Annotated in this window: 21 protein-coding genes, 1 tRNA gene and 1 other RNA gene; 9 read left to right on the plus strand and 14 right to left on the minus strand. The window is 65.3% G+C overall.

Annotation, left to right across the window (positions count from 1 at the left end; all coding sequences use genetic code 11):
* Positions 1-9 precede the first annotated feature (9 nt).
* A complete protein-coding gene (cydX, locus tag ACQGNJ_RS15900) occupies positions 10-150 on the plus strand; it encodes a cytochrome bd-I oxidase subunit CydX (protein ID WP_426690225.1) in 141 nt (46 codons plus the stop codon).
* On the opposite strand, the gene ACQGNJ_RS15905 is transcribed toward cydX, so the two are convergent.
* Both ACQGNJ_RS15905 and ACQGNJ_RS15910 read right to left on the minus strand, forming a co-directional pair.
* On the minus strand, positions 147-1,526 hold the full coding sequence (locus tag ACQGNJ_RS15905) for an aminopeptidase P N-terminal domain-containing protein (protein WP_426690226.1): 1,380 nt from the start codon (positions 1,524-1,526) through the stop codon (positions 147-149). The two genes, cydX and ACQGNJ_RS15905, sit on opposite strands and share 4 nt — an antisense overlap.
* Complete coding sequence (locus ACQGNJ_RS15910; protein ID WP_426690227.1) at positions 1,484-2,047, minus strand: UPF0149 family protein; 564 nt, start codon at positions 2,045-2,047, stop codon at positions 1,484-1,486. The genes ACQGNJ_RS15905 and ACQGNJ_RS15910 overlap by 43 nt, the downstream gene beginning before the upstream one ends.
* A gap of 110 nt (positions 2,048-2,157) precedes the next feature.
* Between ACQGNJ_RS15910 and ACQGNJ_RS15915 the strand changes: the two genes are divergently transcribed.
* The 6 genes from ACQGNJ_RS15915 (at position 2,158) to rpiA (ending at position 4,758) form a co-directional block, all read left to right on the plus strand.
* Positions 2,158-2,397, plus strand: coding sequence for a TIGR02449 family protein (locus ACQGNJ_RS15915; RefSeq protein ID WP_426690228.1), 240 nt, complete (start codon positions 2,158-2,160; stop codon positions 2,395-2,397).
* Positions 2,397-2,711, plus strand: a complete 315-nt coding sequence (locus ACQGNJ_RS15920; protein WP_426690229.1) for a cell division protein ZapA — start codon at positions 2,397-2,399, stop codon at positions 2,709-2,711. Before ACQGNJ_RS15915 ends, ACQGNJ_RS15920 begins: the two co-directional genes overlap by 1 nt.
* A 67-nt stretch (positions 2,712-2,778) precedes the next feature.
* Positions 2,779-2,965: non-coding RNA, 6S RNA (gene ssrS / locus ACQGNJ_RS15925), on the plus strand.
* A 65-nt stretch (positions 2,966-3,030) separates the two neighbouring features.
* Positions 3,031-3,639 carry a 5-formyltetrahydrofolate cyclo-ligase gene (locus tag ACQGNJ_RS15930; protein WP_426690230.1) on the plus strand — a complete coding sequence of 203 codons (609 nt, stop codon included), beginning with the start codon at positions 3,031-3,033 and terminating at the stop codon, positions 3,637-3,639.
* A gap of 11 nt (positions 3,640-3,650) precedes the next feature.
* Complete coding sequence (locus ACQGNJ_RS15935) at positions 3,651-4,088, plus strand: EVE domain-containing protein (RefSeq protein ID WP_426690669.1); 438 nt, start codon at positions 3,651-3,653, stop codon at positions 4,086-4,088.
* Between the two features lie 28 nt (positions 4,089-4,116).
* Positions 4,117-4,758, plus strand: a complete 642-nt coding sequence (gene rpiA, locus ACQGNJ_RS15940; RefSeq protein WP_426690231.1) for a ribose-5-phosphate isomerase RpiA — start codon at positions 4,117-4,119, stop codon at positions 4,756-4,758.
* 68 nt (positions 4,759-4,826) lie between these two features.
* Here rpiA and ACQGNJ_RS15945 read toward each other — a convergent pair whose 3' ends face one another.
* The 4 genes from ACQGNJ_RS15945 to rplM form a co-directional block, all read right to left on the minus strand.
* Positions 4,827-6,725 (minus strand): chloride channel protein, encoded by a 1,899-nt coding sequence (locus tag ACQGNJ_RS15945; protein ID WP_426690232.1) that lies wholly within the window; start codon positions 6,723-6,725, stop codon positions 4,827-4,829.
* A 183-nt stretch (positions 6,726-6,908) separates the two neighbouring features.
* A tRNA-Gln gene (locus tag ACQGNJ_RS15950) sits at positions 6,909-6,982 on the minus strand.
* Between the two features lie 12 nt (positions 6,983-6,994).
* Positions 6,995-7,387 (minus strand): 30S ribosomal protein S9, encoded by a 393-nt coding sequence (gene rpsI, locus ACQGNJ_RS15955; RefSeq protein WP_426690233.1) that lies wholly within the window; start codon positions 7,385-7,387, stop codon positions 6,995-6,997.
* A gap of 10 nt (positions 7,388-7,397) precedes the next feature.
* The gene (gene rplM / locus ACQGNJ_RS15960; protein WP_426690234.1) at positions 7,398-7,826 is read right to left on the minus strand and encodes a 50S ribosomal protein L13; all 429 of its coding nucleotides are present in this window, start codon (positions 7,824-7,826) and stop codon (positions 7,398-7,400) included.
* A 292-nt stretch (positions 7,827-8,118) separates the two neighbouring features.
* Here rplM and coq7 point away from each other — a divergent pair, with 292 nt between their 5' ends.
* Entirely contained in the window at positions 8,119-8,760 is a 642-nt protein-coding gene (gene coq7, locus ACQGNJ_RS15965; protein ID WP_426690235.1) for a 2-polyprenyl-3-methyl-6-methoxy-1,4-benzoquinone monooxygenase, read from the plus strand.
* Between the two features lie 77 nt (positions 8,761-8,837).
* Here the strand turns inward: coq7 and speD are convergent, their stop codons facing one another.
* Positions 8,838-9,623, minus strand: a complete 786-nt coding sequence (speD, locus tag ACQGNJ_RS15970; protein WP_426690236.1) for an adenosylmethionine decarboxylase — start codon at positions 9,621-9,623, stop codon at positions 8,838-8,840.
* Positions 9,624-9,909: 286 nt separating this feature from the next.
* Between speD and crp the strand changes: the two genes are divergently transcribed.
* Positions 9,910-10,611, plus strand: coding sequence for a cAMP-activated global transcriptional regulator CRP (crp, locus tag ACQGNJ_RS15975; RefSeq protein ID WP_007807303.1), 702 nt, complete (start codon positions 9,910-9,912; stop codon positions 10,609-10,611).
* A gap of 234 nt (positions 10,612-10,845) precedes the next feature.
* Here the strand turns inward: crp and ACQGNJ_RS15980 are convergent, their stop codons facing one another.
* The 7 genes from ACQGNJ_RS15980 to ACQGNJ_RS16010 form a co-directional block, all read right to left on the minus strand.
* Positions 10,846-11,538, minus strand: coding sequence for an HAD family hydrolase (locus ACQGNJ_RS15980; RefSeq protein ID WP_426690237.1), 693 nt, complete (start codon positions 11,536-11,538; stop codon positions 10,846-10,848).
* A 5-nt stretch (positions 11,539-11,543) separates the two neighbouring features.
* Positions 11,544-12,338 carry an indole-3-glycerol phosphate synthase TrpC gene (trpC, locus tag ACQGNJ_RS15985; protein ID WP_426690238.1) on the minus strand — a complete coding sequence of 265 codons (795 nt, stop codon included), beginning with the start codon at positions 12,336-12,338 and terminating at the stop codon, positions 11,544-11,546.
* A 66-nt stretch (positions 12,339-12,404) separates the two neighbouring features.
* Positions 12,405-13,475 carry an anthranilate phosphoribosyltransferase gene (trpD, locus tag ACQGNJ_RS15990; protein WP_426690239.1) on the minus strand — a complete coding sequence of 357 codons (1,071 nt, stop codon included), beginning with the start codon at positions 13,473-13,475 and terminating at the stop codon, positions 12,405-12,407.
* The gene (locus ACQGNJ_RS15995) at positions 13,472-14,068 is read right to left on the minus strand and encodes an anthranilate synthase component II (RefSeq protein WP_426690240.1); all 597 of its coding nucleotides are present in this window, start codon (positions 14,066-14,068) and stop codon (positions 13,472-13,474) included. The genes trpD and ACQGNJ_RS15995 overlap by 4 nt, the downstream gene beginning before the upstream one ends.
* A gap of 257 nt (positions 14,069-14,325) precedes the next feature.
* On the minus strand, positions 14,326-14,694 hold the full coding sequence (locus tag ACQGNJ_RS16000; RefSeq protein ID WP_426690670.1) for an ArsR/SmtB family transcription factor: 369 nt from the start codon (positions 14,692-14,694) through the stop codon (positions 14,326-14,328).
* A gap of 189 nt (positions 14,695-14,883) precedes the next feature.
* Positions 14,884-15,963 (minus strand): ACR3 family arsenite efflux transporter, encoded by a 1,080-nt coding sequence (arsB, locus tag ACQGNJ_RS16005; protein ID WP_426690241.1) that lies wholly within the window; start codon positions 15,961-15,963, stop codon positions 14,884-14,886.
* Entirely contained in the window at positions 15,960-16,469 is a 510-nt protein-coding gene (locus ACQGNJ_RS16010) for an arsenate reductase ArsC (RefSeq protein ID WP_426690671.1), read from the minus strand. The genes arsB and ACQGNJ_RS16010 overlap by 4 nt, the downstream gene beginning before the upstream one ends.
* Positions 16,470-16,493: the final 24 nt, after the last annotated feature.

A 16,493-nucleotide genomic window follows, 5' to 3' on the forward strand; every position in this document is an offset into this window, starting at 1 on the left:
CGCGACCTCATGTGGTACTTCTCTTGGATTCTCGGTCTCGGCCTGGCCTGTGCCTTCGCCATCCTCAACGCCATGTGGTACGAAGTGCATGCCACTGACGAGGCGCATCGCCAGCGCACCGACGCCGAACTGCCGGACGAGCTGACCTAGCGCAGGGCCAGCAGCGCCTCGATCTCCTCGGCCTGGCGGGGCATCGCCGCGGTAAGCACTTCGTTGCCGTCGCGGGTGACCGCCACATCGTCCTCGATGCGGATGCCGATGCCGCGCCAACGCTCGGCCACCGAACGGTCGCCCGGCGGCACGTACAGGCCGGGCTCGACGGTCAGCACCATGCCGGGTTCGAGCAGGCGCGATTCGCCGTCGACGCGATAATCGCCGACGTCGTGCACGTCCAGTCCCAGCCAGTGACCGGTCTTGGCCGGAAAGAATCGCTTGTAGCTTTCATCGGCAATCGCGGTGTCCGCGCTGGCCTTGAGCAGACCCAGTTCGCACAGTCCTTCGGTCAGCACGCGCACCGCCGCGACATGCGCCGCATTGAACGGGCGCCCCGGCCGCACCTCGTCGATCGCCGCCAGTTGCGCGGTCAGCACCACTTCGTAAAGCGCCCGCTGCTCGAGGCTGTAGCGGCCGCTGACCGGAAACGTGCGACTGATGTCGGAGGCGTAGCAGTCCCATTCGGCGCCGGCATCGATCAGCAGCAGGTCGCCATCACGCAAGCGGGCGCGATTGCTCTGGTAATGCATCACGCAGGCATTCGCGCCACCGGCGACGATCGGCACGAAGGCCGGCACCGCGCCGCGACTGCGCACGGTGCGCAGCAGCTCGGCTTCCACTTCGTACTCGTGGCGACCTGCGGTGGCCATCCGCAACGCCGCCAGGTGCGCTTCCACGGCAATCCCGGCCGAGGCGCGCATCAGGCGCAGCTCGGCCCGCGACTTGTACAGCCGCAAATCGTGCAGCAGGTGACCGAGTGCCACGAATTCCTTCGGCACCACGCCACCGCCGCGCAACTGCCGCAAGCGGCGCATCCAGCCCAGCAGTTGCGCGTCGAACTGCGGCTCGCGCCCGAAGTGGCAATAGACGCGTGCCCTGCCCTCGATCATGCCCGGCAGGATGTCGTCGATGTCCTCGATCGGAAACGCGTCGTCCATGCCGTAGGCGGCAACTGCCTGTTCGGTGCCGATGGCGTGGCCGTGCCAGCGCTCGCGCTCGGGGTCGCGTTCACGGCAGAACAGCACCACCTCGCCATGCCGCCGGCCAGGCAGCAGGGCGAGCACGGCATCGCTCTCGGGAAAGCCGGCCAGGTAGTGGAAATCCGAGTCCTGCCGGTATGGCCATGCGGCATCCGCATTGCGCATGCGCTCGGGCGCCGCGGCGACCAGCAGCACCGCATCCTCGCCAGCCATCTTCATCAACTGGCCACGCCGACGGGCGAACTCGTCCGGCGCGATGTCGGGCACCGCCGAACCGGACTCGACGGGAATCAATGCACGCTGCCGCTGGTTGCCGGATCGTGCCGATTGCATTCGGTGTACAACAGCAGGGCGCCGACCCGCACGAACTCCTGCACCTCGATCAGCGCATCCTCGTCTTCGTCTTCGTTGTCGAAGTCAAACGACGATGCCGCGATCGTGCCCAGATCGCGCAGGATCTCCTGCGCCTCCTCCGACAACGAGGCATGCGCGGCGGTACCGGCCAGACCAAAGCCGCCAAGGAAACCCCGACACCATTCGACCAGGGCATCGGTGCGCTCGGTGAGCGGACGATCGTCCTCCGGCAGCAGCGGCTCGAAGCTGAGTTCGGCGTCGGCCAGCTCGCTTTCGCATTGACGGGCCAGCCGCTGCAGCAGCGCAAGGTCGTCGGCCGAAGGCTCGGTCGCCTCGCCGTCGAGCTGCAGTGCGGCGAGCACGCTGCCGCCATGCAGCGAGGCTCCGCCAGCCAGATAGCCGCACAGCGAGCCGTGCAGTTCGCTGGCATCTGTGCCCAGTCGCAGGCGCATGATCAGCGCATCGATGTCGTCGTGGCCGATCGCCCCGGTAGCCGTCATGGCGGTGCTCCTTCGCAAGAATGACGCCCAGTTTAGTGCACCGGAGGGCAGCCTCCGAGCCCGTCGACGGGCTCGCAGATTTGCCGCGGCGTCCTGCTATAGTTTCGGTCATGAGCACGCCTGATCCCGCACAGTCCGACCCGGTTCACCAGCAGCTGGCCAGCCTGGCCCAGCAGCTCGATCGATTGCTTGAAACCGTGCGTCGGCTGAACGAGGAGAACCGCAGCCTGCGCCAGAGTCAGGAACAGCTGTCCGGCGAACGTGCCGGCCTGATGGCGCGCAACGAGCAGGCCCGCAGCCGCGTCGAGGCGATGATCCAGCGTCTGAAATCGCTTGAGAGCAACAGCTGATGAATACGCCCGCCAGTGAACCGGTCGCGCTGCGACTGATCGACCGCGAATTCCTGATCGCCTGCTCGCCGGAGGAACGCGACGGCCTGCTTGAGGCCGCCGGTTTCCTCGACCGCAAGATGCGCGAACTGCGTGCCAACGCCAAGGCGCCCAGCTTCGAGCGGCTGACCGTACTCACCGCCATCAGCGTGGCACACGAATTCCTGATCCTGCGCAAGCAGCACGAAAGCCAGGAACAACGCCTCAGCGACGGTCTCGCCACCCTGCAGCGCAAGCTCGCCGACGCTTTCGAGCACGAAGCACCGAAACGCTGAACGCACCCTCGTGACAACGACCATGCCAGTGGCGCATTCCGCCCCGAGCGCCTAAAATGATAGCCGGCGTTTTCTGCGATGTGCGCCAGCACACTCTTACATTTGCCTTGTTCCTACATACGGCCCCGGGTCGGCTTCACATCGGTTGTTGTGCATGTCCGCCGCGTGCGGAAAGCCTTTAGACCATGTAGCTCTCCCACCTGATCCATCTTGGATCAAGGTCGTTCGGTGGGCAGCGGCATCGCGGTTGACGCCACTTTCTTTCCCCGCCCCGTTCGTCGAACACGAACGGGGCGAACCCGCCGGAGCCGCGCGCCACGTGGACGTCAACGCCCAACGCCGCGATCTGCGCAAGCAACTGGCCGAACGCCGCCGCGCCCTGGCGCCGGCCGAGCGCATCGCCGCCGCGCAGGGACTGCGCCGCAGCCTGGAGCAACTGCCCGAATATTTCACCGATGCCCGCGTGGCTGGCTATTGGGCCAGTCACGGCGAACTGCCGTTGAACCTGGCGATTCCGCCACTGGCCACGCGCGGCCAGCAATTTCTGTTGCCGGTCATCGGCGCGGACCGGCAACTGCGCTTCGCGCCATGGCATGTGGGCGACGAAGTGCAGCCGAACCGCTACGGCATCCCCGAACCGATCAATCCCGGCGAACTGCTGGAACCGTTCCAGATCGATCTGGTGCTGGTACCGCTGCTCGGCTTCGACCGCCGCGGCAACCGGCTTGGCCACGGCGGCGGCTACTACGACCGCAGCTTCGCCTTCCTCAACGAGCAGGTGCGCCCAACCGAGCCGCTGCTGGTCGGCATCGCCTATGCATTCCAGGAATTGCCCGAGGTCGAGGAAGAGGACTGGGACGTGCCGCTCGACTTCATCGCCACCGAGCGCGAACTGATCGATTGCCACCCGCAGGAGCCCGCCGCGTGAACCACTGGTTGATGAAATCCGAGCCCGATGCGTTTTCGATCGACGCACTCAAGCGCAAGAAGCAGGAAGCCTGGGACGGCGTGCGCAACTACCAGGCGCGCAACTTCATGCGCGACGGCATGCGCCCCGGCGACAAGGTGTTTTTCTATCACTCCAACTGCACCGTGCCCGGTATCGTCGGCATTGCCGAGGTCGTCACGGATGCCTACCCGGACCCCAGCCAGTTCGATCCGAAGAGCAAATATTTCGATCCGGGCAGTTCGCGGGACAACCCGCGCTGGATGCTGGTCGACGTGAAGTTCGTCAAGAAGCTCAAGCGCACGATCAGCCTGGATGAGCTCAAGGGCCACGACGCGCTGGCCGAGATGCCGCTGCTGCGCAAGGGCAATCGGCTGTCGGTGATGCCGGTCGACGCTGCCCACTGGAAATACATTCTGGCGCTGGAATGAGCGCCTCCATCCTGCACGGGAATTCCGCATGAGCAATGCAAACGAGAAGCGCCAGGCCGGCGAAGCCGCGATCCGCTATGTCGAGGACGGCGCCATCGTCGGCGTGGGCACCGGTTCCACCGTGGCGTTCTTCATCGACGCGCTGGCCGATCTCAAGGATCGTATCCAGGGCGCGATCTCCAGTTCCGAGCAGTCGACCGCGCAGCTGAAGAAGCTCGGCATCCCGCTGCTTGACCTCAATGCCGCCGGCCCGCTGACCCTCTACGTCGATGGCGCGGACGAATGCGACCCGTACAAGCGGCTGATCAAGGGCGGCGGTGCGGCATTGACCCGCGAGAAGATCGTCGCGGCCGCCAGCGAAAAGTTCGTCTGCATCATCGATTCCAGCAAGCGGGTCGATCTGCTCGGCAAGTTCCCGGTGCCGATCGAAGTCATCCCGATGGCGCGCAGCCTGATCGGCCGGGAGATCGTCAAGCGCGGCGGCAACCCGGTGTGGCGCGATGGCGTGGTCACCGACAACGGCAACTGGATCATCGATGTACATGGCTGGCAGATCGTCGATCCGGTGGCGCTGGAAAGCGAGCTGAACCAGCTGCCCGGAATCGTCACCGTGGGCCTGTTCGCCCGGCGCCCGGCCGACGTGGTGCTGATCGGCGACCGCGAAATGTAGCCGGCGTTGGCTTGTGAGCAAAAAGGAACGGCCCATTCGGGCCGTTCCTTTTTGTGCGGTTGCCGGACCTACGGCGTCGGTCGCGGTTTGAGCCCGTCACGGAAACGCAGGTGCCGTGACGAGTGCCGCGCCTCGCGCAAACGCCTCCCGTGCGCCGCGAGGATGTCGCCGCGGGTGATGATGCCGACCAGCTTGTGCGGCTCATCCTTGCTCACCACCACCAATCGGCCGACACTCTCGGCCACCATGTGGTCAGCCGCCTCGCGCAGCGAATGGCTTTCGCTGACCGCGATCGGCGGCCGCGTCAGCAGTTCGCCGAGGCTCAGGGTGTAATGCCACTGCGGATCGAGCAGGCTGCGCCGGGTCAGCACGCCCCGCACGTGACCGTTCGCGTCCACCACCGGATAGCCCTGGTGCTGGGTCCGGGTGGATTCCTCGGCCAGCCAGCGGCGCACTTCGGCAAGCGTCTGGTTGCTGTCCAGGGTAACCACATCGCGCGTGCAAGCCTCGCCCACGCCCACCTGGTCGAGATAGTCGGCCACGTATTCGGACGGCACCCGCACGCCGCGACGGACAATCTTCTCGGTCATGATGGTGTTGCGCATCATCAACGCCGAAATCAGGTAGGCCGCGGTGCAGCCGCCCAGCAACGGCAGCAGTCCGGCGGGTTGGCCGGTGGTCTCGAAGGCGAACACGACGGCGGTAAGCAGTGCGCGCGAGGCACCGGCAAAGATCGCCGCCATGCCGACCAGCGCCGCAATGCGCGGATCCACCCCGAACTGCGGCGCCACCGCCACGATGCCAATGCCGACCAGCGCGCCCAACGCACCACCGATGGTGAACAGCGGTGCCAGCGTGCCGCCCGAGGTGCCGCTGCCCAGCGCGATCGACCACGAGATGAACTTCATCACGCACAGGAAGGCCAGCGCGGCCAGAGTCAGCTTGCCGTTGAGAATGTCCTCGATGTTGGTATAGCCCACGCCCAGCGTCAGCGGCGCGAAATAGCCGACCACGCCGACCACCACACCGCCGATGGCCGGCCACCACATCCAGTGGATGGGCAGTTTCTCGAACAGGTCTTCGATGCCGTAGACGATGCGGGTGGTCCAGACGCTGACCACGCCGATCAGCGCACCCAGCAGCACGTAGACCAGCAACGCCATCGCGCCGGGCGCAGCCAGCGCCGCCATCGCGAACACCGGGGTCGAGCCCTGCAGCAGGTAGCGCACTCCGGTCGCGGCCACGCAGGCCAGCGCCACCGGGATCAGCGAACGCGGACGCAGTTCGAACAACAACAGCTCCACCGCCAGCACCACCGCGGCGATCGGCGCGGAGAACACCGCCGCCATGCCGGCCGCCGCGCCGGCCGCCAACAGCACCTTGCGCTCGCTGCCGGTGACCTTCAGCACCTGGCCGACGAACGAACCCAGCGCACCGCCGGTGGCGATGATCGGCCCTTCGGCGCCGAACGGGCCGCCGGTGCCGATCGCGATCGCCGAGGAAATCGGCTTCAGGAAGGTGATTCGCGGTGGAATCTTCGACTCGTTGAGCAGCACCTGTTCCATCGCCTCGGGAATGCCATGGCCACGGATCGCGCGCGAACCCCAACGCGCCATCACGCCCACGATCAGGCCACCGATTACCGGCACCAGCACCACCCACCAGCCCAGATGAGGCACCGCGTCGGCCGGCGAAGAAAACGCCGTCGACCAGCGCCCGTAGAACGCCAGGTTCGTCACCAGGCCGATCAGGGCGGTCAGCAACTTGGCGATCAGCGCCGCCAGCGCACCCAGCACGATCGAGACTGCGGTGATGCGCAACACCCGCCGGTCGACCAGGGTGGAGCGACGCGGCATCCGCGCCGCATCCAGGCTCATGCCCATGGTCGGCGCCAGTGGCAAGGCATCGGTACTGCCTTCGGTACGCACGGCCGGTCGGCCCGGGTCGTTTTCGCTTGCCATGCTCATCAAACTGTCCGCGAGGCCAAAGGCGGAAATTTTACGCTGCCATCACCAAAAGCCGAAGGGTGCACGGGCATCCATGGCCGCGAGAGATTCCGCGCCAACGCCGCCGCAGCCACGAAAAAGCCCGCCAGCGCGGGCTTTTTCCTCCGAACCGCCACGCATCGCTGCGCGCGTCGGCTTTTGTATTGGCAGCCCCGGAAGGATTCGAACCTCCGATGCCTGAGTCAGAGTCAGGTGCCTTACCGCTTGGCGACGGGGCTGTGGAACTGGGCTTAGCGCTTGGAGAACTGGGTAGCGCGACGTGCCTTGTGCAGACCGACCTTCTTGCGCTCGACCTCGCGGGCATCACGCGTCACGAAACCGGCCTTGCGCAGCGGCGACTTCAGGCTTTCGTCGTATTCGACCAGCGCGCGGGCGATGCCCAGGCGGATCGCGCCGGCCTGACCGGTGATGCCGCCACCGGCAACCGTCACCATGATGTCGAACTTGTCGGTGTTATCGGTCAGCTCAAGCGGCTGGCGCACGATCATGCAGGAGGTCTCGCGGCCGAAAAAGGCCTCGAGCGACTTGCCATTGACCACGATCTCGCCCTTGCCCTTGCGCAGGAACACGCGAGCGGCGGAGGTCTTGCGGCGGCCGGTGCCGTAATTCTGCTGGATGGTCATGGTCATTTCCTTAAATCTCCAGCGCCTGCGGCTGCTGTGCGGTATGCGGATGCTCGGCACCGCCGTAGACCTTGAGCTTGCGATACATCTCGCGGCCCAGCGGGTTCTTCGGCAACATGCCCTTGACGGCGATCTCGATCACGCGCTCCGGGTAGGTCGCCAGCAAGTCCTTCAGACTGGTGGTCTTCAGGTTGCCGATGTAACCGGTGAAGCGGTGGTACTTCTTGTCGTCCAGCTTGGCACCGGTGACATGCACCTTCTGCGCATTGATCACCACGATATAATCGCCGGTGTCGCAATGCGGGGTGTATTCCGGCTTGTGCTTGCCGCGCAGACGACGGGCGATTTCAGTCGACAGGCGACCGAGCGTCTTGTTCGTGGCATCAACCACGAACCAGTCGCGCTTGACGTTGTCTGCATTGGCGCTAAACGTTTTCATTTCAGAATACCTGTTTGCCGCCGTGAGGCGGTACGCGTAATCGGTGGACCAAAGGCGCGAGATGATAGCGGAGCCTTCATCCGTGGCGCAAGCCCATCGACCGGCGGGCTGTGAGCTGGCAATGATAGCATGACCACCGGTCCGCTTGAAAAGACCCCCAGGGTTTCCGGGCGCAACCCGCATGGCCGCTGGGGTCGCTGGCGCCTTGCGGCAGGCGTTGATCCCCGGAGTTGCCCTGGCCAAAGCAGCACCCACTGGCCTGCTGGCCGATCCTTTAGCTGGAGAACAACGCATGAGCGTACGCACCCTGAGCCGCCTCGACCGCCTGCTGGCCGGCTGTGAGCGTGCACTGGAAGCGGTCGGCGGTGCGCCGCTGGCGCAACGCCGCTCTCCTTCCAGCGGCGTCACCGAAGCTGCATTCGATGATGCCGAGCGCCGCCACGCGGCCGGACTGATGCGGATCAATCACACCGGGGAAGTCTGCGCCCAGGCGCTCTACCTCGGCCAGGCGGCGCTGGCGCGCGACGCGGACAACCGCCAGCACCTGCTGCACGCCGCCGCCGAGGAAACCGATCACCTGGCCTGGTGCGCCGAACGCCTGCAGCAACTGGACAGCCGCCCCAGCCTGCTCAACCCGTTGTGGTATGCCGGCAGCTACGTCATCGGCGCGGCGGCCGCGCTGGCCGGCGATCCGCTCAGCCTGGGTTTCGTGGTCGAGACCGAACGCCAGGTCGAAGCTCACCTGGCCGATCACCTGCAGCAACTGCCAGCGCAGGATGAGCGCTCGCGTGCAGTGCTGAGCCAGATGCAGGCCGACGAAATCCGTCATGCACAGGCGGCGCAGCAACGCGGCGGCATCGAGCTGCCGTTCCCGCTGCCGCAGCTGATGCACCTCAGCTCGAAGGTGATGAAAACGGTGGCCTACCGCGTGTAGGAGCGCAGCCTGTGCTGCGATGCTCTTGCGCACAAGCTGCGCTCCTGCAAAAAACCCGCCTTTCGGCGGGTTTTTCGTCACATCAGGTTGCGGCCGTGAAACAGTTCCTCGATCTCGCGCCGCAGCAGCGATTCGATGCGCTGACGCTCCTTGAACGACAGATCATCGGCATGCGCCTCGAACAGATAGGTGTCGAGGTCGAAGTCCTTGATGTGCATCTTCGTGTGGAACATGTTTTCCTGGTACACGTTGACGTCGAACATCTCGTACTTCTGACGGATGTGCCGCGCCAGGTAGTCCTGCACCGAGTTGATCTTGTGGTCGATGAAGTGCTTCTTGCCCTTGATGTCGCGGGTGAAACCGCGCACGCGGTAGTCGGCGATCACGATGTCCGACTCGAAGCTGTCGATCAGGTAGTTCAACGCCTTCAGCGGCGAGATCACGCCGCAGGTGGCGACGTCGATATCGGCGCGGAAGGTGGCGATGCCGTTGTGCGGATGCGTTTCCGGATAGGTATGGACGGTGATGTGGCTCTTGTCCATGTGGGCGACCACGGCACCGGAAATGGTGTCGCGACCCAGTTTCTCGACCACCGGCTCCTCGGAGATCAGGATCGTCACCGAGGCACCCTGCGGGTCGTAGTCCTGGCGGGCCACGTTGAGGATGTTGGCGCCGATGATCTCGGCCACGTCAGTGAGGATCTGGGTCAGCCGGTCGGCGTCGTACTGCTCATCGATGTATTCGATGTAGCGGCGACGCTGGTCTTCCGACACTGCATAGCAGATGTCGTAGATGTTGAAACTCAGCGCCTTGGTCAGGTTGTTGAAGCCCTGCAGGCGAAGACGGGGGAGTGGTTTGACCACGGGCGGCGCTCCATGACCGGTATCGGCCAACATCAGAGGCGGGTTAGCGACAAGGGTCCCCGCGGTATGGTTTGGAGTGCAGGCAACGTCCCTGCACGACCCTTGGGAACGGCAGCAACGGGCTGGTCGTTGCCGAAAGACCGCGAAGTATGGGGCAAAAGCCGGAAAATTTGAACCGGCACTCGACAAGCGGGTTTGCCATAATGGCCGGGTCTGCGATGATGTCTTCACGGAAGTGCATGACATGTGTCCATGATGCCGCCGTAACAAGAATCAGCAGTAGGGGATCCCCGTGGCGCAACTCAAGTACCAGCTGCAACAAGCCTTTGAACGCTCGCAGGCCCCCCTGGGCTTTGCACCCGATCCCGCCGCGATGGAGCGCTTCCTCGGCCTGTGCCACCGCCGGCGCTATCCGGGCAAGACCGCGATCATCCGTCCGGGCGACCCAGCCAACACCTTGTACTACGTGGTGGATGGTTCGCTGGCGGTATGCACCGAGGACGAGCAGGGGCGCGAACTGATTCTTGCCTACATCAGCCGCGGCCAGTTCATCGGCGAAATGGGACTGTTCGTCGAGCAGGCCCAGCGCGAGTCGATGGTGCGCACGCGCACCGCCTGCGAGATGGCCGAGATCAGCTACGAGCGACTGTTCCAGCTGATGGAAGGCCCGCTGCGCGAGGAATGCCCGAAGATCCTGTTCGCCATCGGCGCCCAGCTCACCAACCGTCTGCTGCGCACCTCGCGCCAGGTCAGCCGGATGGCCTTCATGGACGTCACCAATCGTATTTCGCGCACCCTGCTCGACCTGTGCCAGGAGCCGGATTCGATGACTCATCCGGACGGCACCCAGATCCGCATCTCGCGTCAGGAAGTCAGCCGCATCGTCGGCTGTTCGCGCGAGATGGTCGGCCGCGTGCTGAAGCAGCTGGAAGAGCAGCGCATGATCGACGTGTCGGGCAAGACCATCGTGGTGCGCGGCACACGCTGAGCGTTCGCGAAGTTCGACGGGGCGCCACCTGAACCGGCTTTCATGAAGACTGGTCGCAGATGGCGTTCCGCCGTCGGTGGCGAGACAGCCCTTGGCTATGGTCGCGGTCGGCGCCCCGCTCGTGTAATCAGCCGGGGCCAGCTGACGCAGTCGCGGCTGCCGTGGCGCGGGCACGGTCCACCGGCGCTCTTGTCCAACCTTCGGGCCTGTCAAAAGGCCGGCGGCACTGTTCGTCTAGAACCACTCCACGCGGGTGACCGTGCGCCCCAGGGCCTTCTCGACTTTCTTGCACAACGTCGGCGTGCCGTTGACCAGCACTGCCTCGACGGCCTGTTTCAGCATCGCCACGTCATGCATCGAATCGCCGTACGCCAGCTGCCACTCGGCGACCCCGTGCTCGGCCAGCGCCGTCACCTTGCGCCGGCCGACGTTGTGCCGCAGCGGACGCATGCCGAGCCAGCCGGGGCGCAGCTGCGAGGCCACCACTTCAAGCCTGGTCAGACCCAACTGCTCGAGAATGCCGCTCACCAGCGCATGCTCGCAGCCGGTCACCACGATCACCCGATCGCCCTGTGCCTGATGCCGGCGCAACGCCTGCAGACCGTCGCGACAGAACAGCTTCGGTCGACGCACCAGATGGGCGGCGAAGCTGTTGGCGATGGTCTGATAGCGCTGTTCGCGCAGGCCGAGCAAGGCAATGCGCACCAGCGTGCGCACCGGCCAGCGACGCGAGAAAGGCAGTTGCAACAGCAGCAGCGGCAACGCCAGCACGGCAAGACCCTTGCGCCACCACGAAGCGGCATAGCGGTGGCGCATGAACAGATGGAACGCGTCGCCGTGGATCAGCACGCCGTCGAAATCGAACAGCACCACGCGCAAGGCAGTCGCCTGCTCAACGGCAGGCAACAGGCTTTCCGGTTCCGGCATGGCAGTCACGGTATGGCGAACAATCGCCGCAGCTCGCTGCCTGGATCCTCGGCGCGCATGAAGGCCTCGCCGACCAGGAACGCCTGAATGCCGCCCTCGCGCAGCCGCGCCACATCTTCCGGTGTGTGGATGCCGGACTCGGCCACCAGGATGCGGTCGTATTCCATCAATTCCTGCAGCGCCAGCGAGGTTTCCAGCGAGGTCTCGAAACTGCGCAGGTTGCGGTTGTTGACGCCGATCAGCGGCACCGGCAAGGCCAGCGCGCGCTCCAGTTCTTCCTCATCGTGCACTTCGCACAGCACGTCCATGTCCAGCTCGGCCGCCAGCAACGACAGCTGCAGCAACGCATCATCGTCCAGTGCCGAGACGATCAGCAGGACGCAGTCCGCACCGATCGCCCGCGCCTCGTACACCTGGTACGGGTCGATGATGAAATCCTTGCGCAGCACCGGCAGTGAACAGGCCTCGCGCGCCTGCTGCAGGAACGCCTCGCTGCCCTGGAAGAAGTCGCTGTCGGTCAGCACCGACAGACAGGCGGCACCGGCGGCCGCGTAACTCGCCGCGATCGCGGCCGGGTCGAAGTCACTGCGGATCAGGCCCTTGCTCGGGCTGGCCTTCTTCACCTCGGCAATCACCGCGGGCTGACCCGCGGCGATCTTCGCCTCGATCGCCGCGCTGAACCCGCGCGTGGGCGGAAGCTCGGCAATGCGTTCGACCAGTTCGGCCTCCGACACGCGCGCCCGGCGCTCGGCCACTTCTTCCGCCTTGCGGACCAGAATGCGATTGAGGATGTCAGTCATGGCATCTCACTGTTGAATGAAAGCGCAAAAGCTGCGCCAGGAAAGCGATGATGACGCCATCGAAGCTCAACTATCCGCAGGCGCCAGACCGGCAAGTCGCCGGGTGGCCGCCACGAAGGCCTGCATTTTCGCATGCGCAGCGCCGCTGGCAATCGTCGCACGCGCCAGCTCGATGCCGTCGGCAATGGATGCCACCACGTCGGCCGCGTACAGCGCCGCGCCCGCATTCAGGCAGACGATGTCGTGCGGCACACCGGGCTCGCCCTGCAGCGCGCCCAGCAACATCGCCTTCGATTCCGCCGCGTTGTCCACCCGCAGATTGCGACTGGACGCCATGGCCAGGCCGAAATCCTCCGGCTCCACCTCGTACTCGCGCACCACGCCATCGCGCAATTCACCGACCAGGGTCGCCGCACCCAGGGAAATTTCGTCCATGCCGTCGCGGCCCCAGACCACCAGCGCATGCCGCGCTCCGAGCTGCTGCAGCACGCGCACCTGGATGCCGACCAGGTCGGGATGGAACACGCCCATCAGGATGTTCGGCGCGCCGGCCGGATTGGTCAGCGGGCCCAGAATGTTGAACAGCGTGCGCACGCCCATCTCCTTGCGCACCGGTGCCACCACCTTCATCGCCGGATGATGGTTCGGCGCGAACATGAAGCCGATGTCGGTCTCGGCCATGCACGCGGCAACCTGCGCCGGCGCCAGCTCGATCGACGCACCCAATGCTTCCAGCACGTCGGCGCTGCCGGATTTCGACGATACGCTGCGCCCGCCGTGCTTGGCCACGCGCGCGCCGGCGGCCGCCGCCACGAACATCGAGGCGGTGGAGATGTTGAAGCTCGAGGCGCCGTCGCCGCCGGTGCCGACGATGTCGATGAAGTGATCGTGCGCCGGTGCGTCGACCTTGGCCGACAGCTCGCGCATGACCCGCGCCGCGCCAGTGATCTCGCCCACGGTTTCCTTTTTCACGCGCAGGCCGGTGATGATCGCGGCGGTCATCAACGGGCTCACTTCGCCATGCATGATCTGGCGCATCAGCGCGATCATCTCGTCGTGGAAGATTTCGCGATGCTCGATGGTGCGCTGCAAGGCTTCCTGCGGCGTGATGGTGGTCGCGCGGGCGTGAGCGTTCATGCCGCTGCCCGCAGCGGCTGTCCGAGGAAATTGCGCAGCAGATCATGACCGTGCTGGGTCAGGATCGACTCGGGGTGGAACTGCACGCCTTCGACCGCCAGGGTCTTGTGGCGCAGGCCCATGATCTCGTCGATGCTGCCGTCGGCGTTCTGCGTCCATGCGGTGACTTCCAGGCAATCCGGCAGCGACGCCTGCTCCACCACCAGCGAGTGGTAGCGCGTGGCCTCGAAGGGATTGGGCAGGCCGGCAAACACGCCCTGGCCGCGATGGATCACCGGCGAGGTCTTGCCGTGCATGATCTGCCGCGCGCGCACCACCTTGCCGCCAAACACCTGGCCGATCGCCTGGTGCCCCAGGCACACGCCGAATACCGGGATCTCGCCCGCCAGCTCGCGCAGCACGTCCAGCGACACGCCCGAATCGTCCGGCGTGCCCGGTCCTGGCGAAATCATGATGTGCGATGGCCTGAGCGCGCGAATGCCGGCGACATCCAGCGCGTCGTTGCGCACCACCTTGACCGTCTGCCCCAACTCACCGAGGTACTGCACGAGGTTGTAGGTGAAGCTGTCGTAGTTGTCGATCATCAGCAGCATATGGAACCCACTCAATGGACGTGTAGGTCACCTGGCGGTGACGCACAGCTATGTTACCTGCTCGGCCACGGATCGATGCCGGCAGGTGGTTCGGTCGGGCGACGATCGCAAGCGCATTGAGGACTCTCCGGGCCTGTGATTGGATGACCCTGGACGGGATGACCCGGTCAACCGGGCCGGCGTGCATGTGCCCGGCCGGCACGCAGTGGCGACGCTTGCTGCCGCACTGGCTTGATGACGTGGCCCAATCCCGCCCGTCAGGCTGTTCGGACCTTGCTGCGCGATTTGGCCGTGGCCGCCGACGGCTTGCACGAAGTGTTCTCGACCTTGCAGCTGCCATCGGTCTGACTGCAGCAATGGTCCGTGAGATAACCGATCAGGTCGTTCATCGCCTCGATCACCGGGGCGTAGTAGATGAAGCGCCCACTCTGCTCGCTGGTCACCAGACCCGCGTGCGACAGCTCCTTCAGGTGAAACGAAAGCGTGGCATTGGGCAAGCCCAGTTTTTCGGCGATCGCACTGGCGGCAAGTCCGCCCGGGGCGTGCTCGATCAGCAGTCGATAAACCGCCAACCGCGACTCCTGGGCGAGTGCCGAAAGGATCGTGAGGGCTTGTCTGGTCTGCATGATGCGGATGGCCGGCTCGGAACGGTGTGTGGTGATCTTCGTGGTCAGTGTAATGCTTGCGCTCATTGCCCGATGAACCCGCCGGGCCGTGACTGGGTGCCTTTCCGATCGCCTTGGCCAGCATGCCGCGCCGGGTTGCCGGTGCATCCGGACAACACCTTGCAACAACCTTGCATGACAAGGCTCCGATCAAGTCTGCGGCGATTCGTACCAGCGCTTGCTGCCGTTGACGATCCGGACCACCGACAGCATCACCGGTACTTCGATCAACACGCCGACCACGGTGGCCAGCGCCGCGCCGGAGTGCACCCCGAACAGGCCGACCGCGGTGGCGACGGCCAGCTCGAAGAAGTTGCTTGCACCGATCAGCGCCGAGGGGCCGGCTATGCAATGGGCTACACCGAACCGACGGTTGAGCAGGTAGGCCAGGCCGGCATTGAAATACACCTGGATCAGGATCGGCACGGCCAGCAGCGCAATCACCGCCGGCTGGGCGAGGATCTGCCGGCCCTGGAAACCGAACAGCAACACGAGGGTGGCCAGCAGCGCGAACAGGGAGGCCGGGCCCAGGCCTTGCAGCAGTTTCTGCAACCGCGCTTCTCCACCCCGGGAAAGTACCCAGCGCCGAAGCGCCACGCTGATCGCCACCGGCACCACGATGTAGAGCAGCACCGACAACAGCAGCGTGTTCCACGGCACCGTGATCGAGGAAATGCCCAGCAGCAGCGCCACGATGGGCGCGAACGCGACCACCATGATGGCGTCGTTCAAGGCGACCTGGCTCAGCGTGAAATTCGGCTCGCCGTTGCACAGGTTGCTCCATACGAAGACCATCGCCGTGCACGGTGCGGCAGCCAGCAGGATCAGGCCGGCGATGTAGGAGTCGAGCTGCTCGGCCGGAAGGTAGCCGGCGAAGACATGGCGGATGAAGATCCAGCCCAGCAGTGCCATCGAGAACGGCTTCACCGCCCAGTTGATGAACAACGTGACGCCGATTCCCTTCCATTGCCGACGCACGCCACCCAGTGCGCCGAAATCTATCTTCAGCAGCATCGGGATGATCATCAGCCAGATCAGCACCGCCACCGGCAGGTTGACCTGGGCGACCTGCATGCCGCCCAGGGCTTCGAAGCTGCCCGGCAGCCCGTGCCCCAGGATCGTGCCCGCCACGATGCACAGCACCACCCAGAACGTGAGGTAACGCTCGAAGAAGCCGATGCGCTTGCCATCGGCAAGATCCGCATCGGCGGCGGCAGGCAGCTGGCTCATGCGCGTTGCTCCCCAGCACCGGTGCTGCTGCCGATGTGATCCAGCGCCTGCTTCAGGTCGTCCCGGCTCATCGTTTCCACCGGCAGCTGCACCAGCGCGGTGACCCGGCGCAGCACCAGGGCATGGGCCCGCCGGAACGCCGCGACCGCGGCCGCGGCGTCCCGGGCCGCGGCCGGATCGGGCTGCCCCCAGTGGCTCTTCACGAAGTCGCCGAACAGCACCGGGCAGGCTTCGTTTGCCGCGTTGTCACACACCGTGATCACGATATCCAGCGGCGGCGCACCTGCTTCGGTGAAGCGATCCCACGACTTGCTGGCCAGACCGTCGACGGAAATGCCGGCGGACTGGAGTTGTTCGAGCGCATGGGGATTGACGCGACCGGTCGGCTGGCTGCCGGCACTGAACGCCTCGAAGCGGCCCTCGCCCAGATGGTTGAGGGTCGCTTCGGACAGGATGCTGCGGGCGGAATTGCCTGTGCAGATGAACAGAACGCGGCACGGATGCATGACAGTCCCGGATTGGATTCCATA

The sequence above is a fragment of the Rhodanobacter ginsengiterrae genome (genome assembly GCF_050026815.1).
In the GTDB taxonomy this organism is placed as follows: Bacteria; Pseudomonadota; Gammaproteobacteria; order Xanthomonadales; family Rhodanobacteraceae; genus Rhodanobacter; species Rhodanobacter ginsengiterrae.

What these genes read in the sequence shown, in the direction of transcription:
- trpC (WP_426690238.1), bottom strand. Translation starts at nt 12,338, where the DNA reads ATGACTGACATCCTCAATCGCATTCTGGTCCGCAAGGCGGAAGAAGTG.
- ACQGNJ_RS15935 (WP_426690669.1), top strand. Translation starts at nt 3,651, where the DNA reads ATGAAATCCGAGCCCGATGCGTTTTCGATCGACGCACTCAAGCGCAAG.
- trpD (WP_426690239.1), bottom strand. Translation starts at nt 13,475, where the DNA reads ATGAACGCTCACGCCCGCGCGACCACCATCACGCCGCAGGAAGCCTTG.
- rpiA (WP_426690231.1), top strand. Translation starts at nt 4,117, where the DNA reads ATGAGCAATGCAAACGAGAAGCGCCAGGCCGGCGAAGCCGCGATCCGC.
- ACQGNJ_RS16010 (WP_426690671.1), bottom strand. Translation starts at nt 16,469, where the DNA reads ATGCATCCGTGCCGCGTTCTGTTCATCTGCACAGGCAATTCCGCCCGC.
- arsB (WP_426690241.1), bottom strand. Translation starts at nt 15,963, where the DNA reads ATGAGCCAGCTGCCTGCCGCCGCCGATGCGGATCTTGCCGATGGCAAG.
- ACQGNJ_RS15920 (WP_426690229.1), top strand. Translation starts at nt 2,397, where the DNA reads ATGAATACGCCCGCCAGTGAACCGGTCGCGCTGCGACTGATCGACCGC.
- ACQGNJ_RS15910 (WP_426690227.1), bottom strand. Translation starts at nt 2,047, where the DNA reads ATGACGGCTACCGGGGCGATCGGCCACGACGACATCGATGCGCTGATC.
- ACQGNJ_RS15995 (WP_426690240.1), bottom strand. Translation starts at nt 14,068, where the DNA reads ATGCTGCTGATGATCGACAACTACGACAGCTTCACCTACAACCTCGTG.
- ACQGNJ_RS16000 (WP_426690670.1), bottom strand. Translation starts at nt 14,694, where the DNA reads ATGCAGACCAGACAAGCCCTCACGATCCTTTCGGCACTCGCCCAGGAG.
- coq7 (WP_426690235.1), top strand. Translation starts at nt 8,119, where the DNA reads ATGAGCGTACGCACCCTGAGCCGCCTCGACCGCCTGCTGGCCGGCTGT.
- ACQGNJ_RS15945 (WP_426690232.1), bottom strand. Translation starts at nt 6,725, where the DNA reads ATGAGCATGGCAAGCGAAAACGACCCGGGCCGACCGGCCGTGCGTACC.
- rpsI (WP_426690233.1), bottom strand. Translation starts at nt 7,387, where the DNA reads ATGACCATCCAGCAGAATTACGGCACCGGCCGCCGCAAGACCTCCGCC.
- ACQGNJ_RS15905 (WP_426690226.1), bottom strand. Translation starts at nt 1,526, where the DNA reads ATGCAATCGGCACGATCCGGCAACCAGCGGCAGCGTGCATTGATTCCC.
- ACQGNJ_RS15980 (WP_426690237.1), bottom strand. Translation starts at nt 11,538, where the DNA reads ATGCCGGAACCGGAAAGCCTGTTGCCTGCCGTTGAGCAGGCGACTGCC.
- ACQGNJ_RS15915 (WP_426690228.1), top strand. Translation starts at nt 2,158, where the DNA reads ATGAGCACGCCTGATCCCGCACAGTCCGACCCGGTTCACCAGCAGCTG.
- cydX (WP_426690225.1), top strand. Translation starts at nt 10, where the DNA reads ATGTGGTACTTCTCTTGGATTCTCGGTCTCGGCCTGGCCTGTGCCTTC.
- rplM (WP_426690234.1), bottom strand. Translation starts at nt 7,826, where the DNA reads ATGAAAACGTTTAGCGCCAATGCAGACAACGTCAAGCGCGACTGGTTC.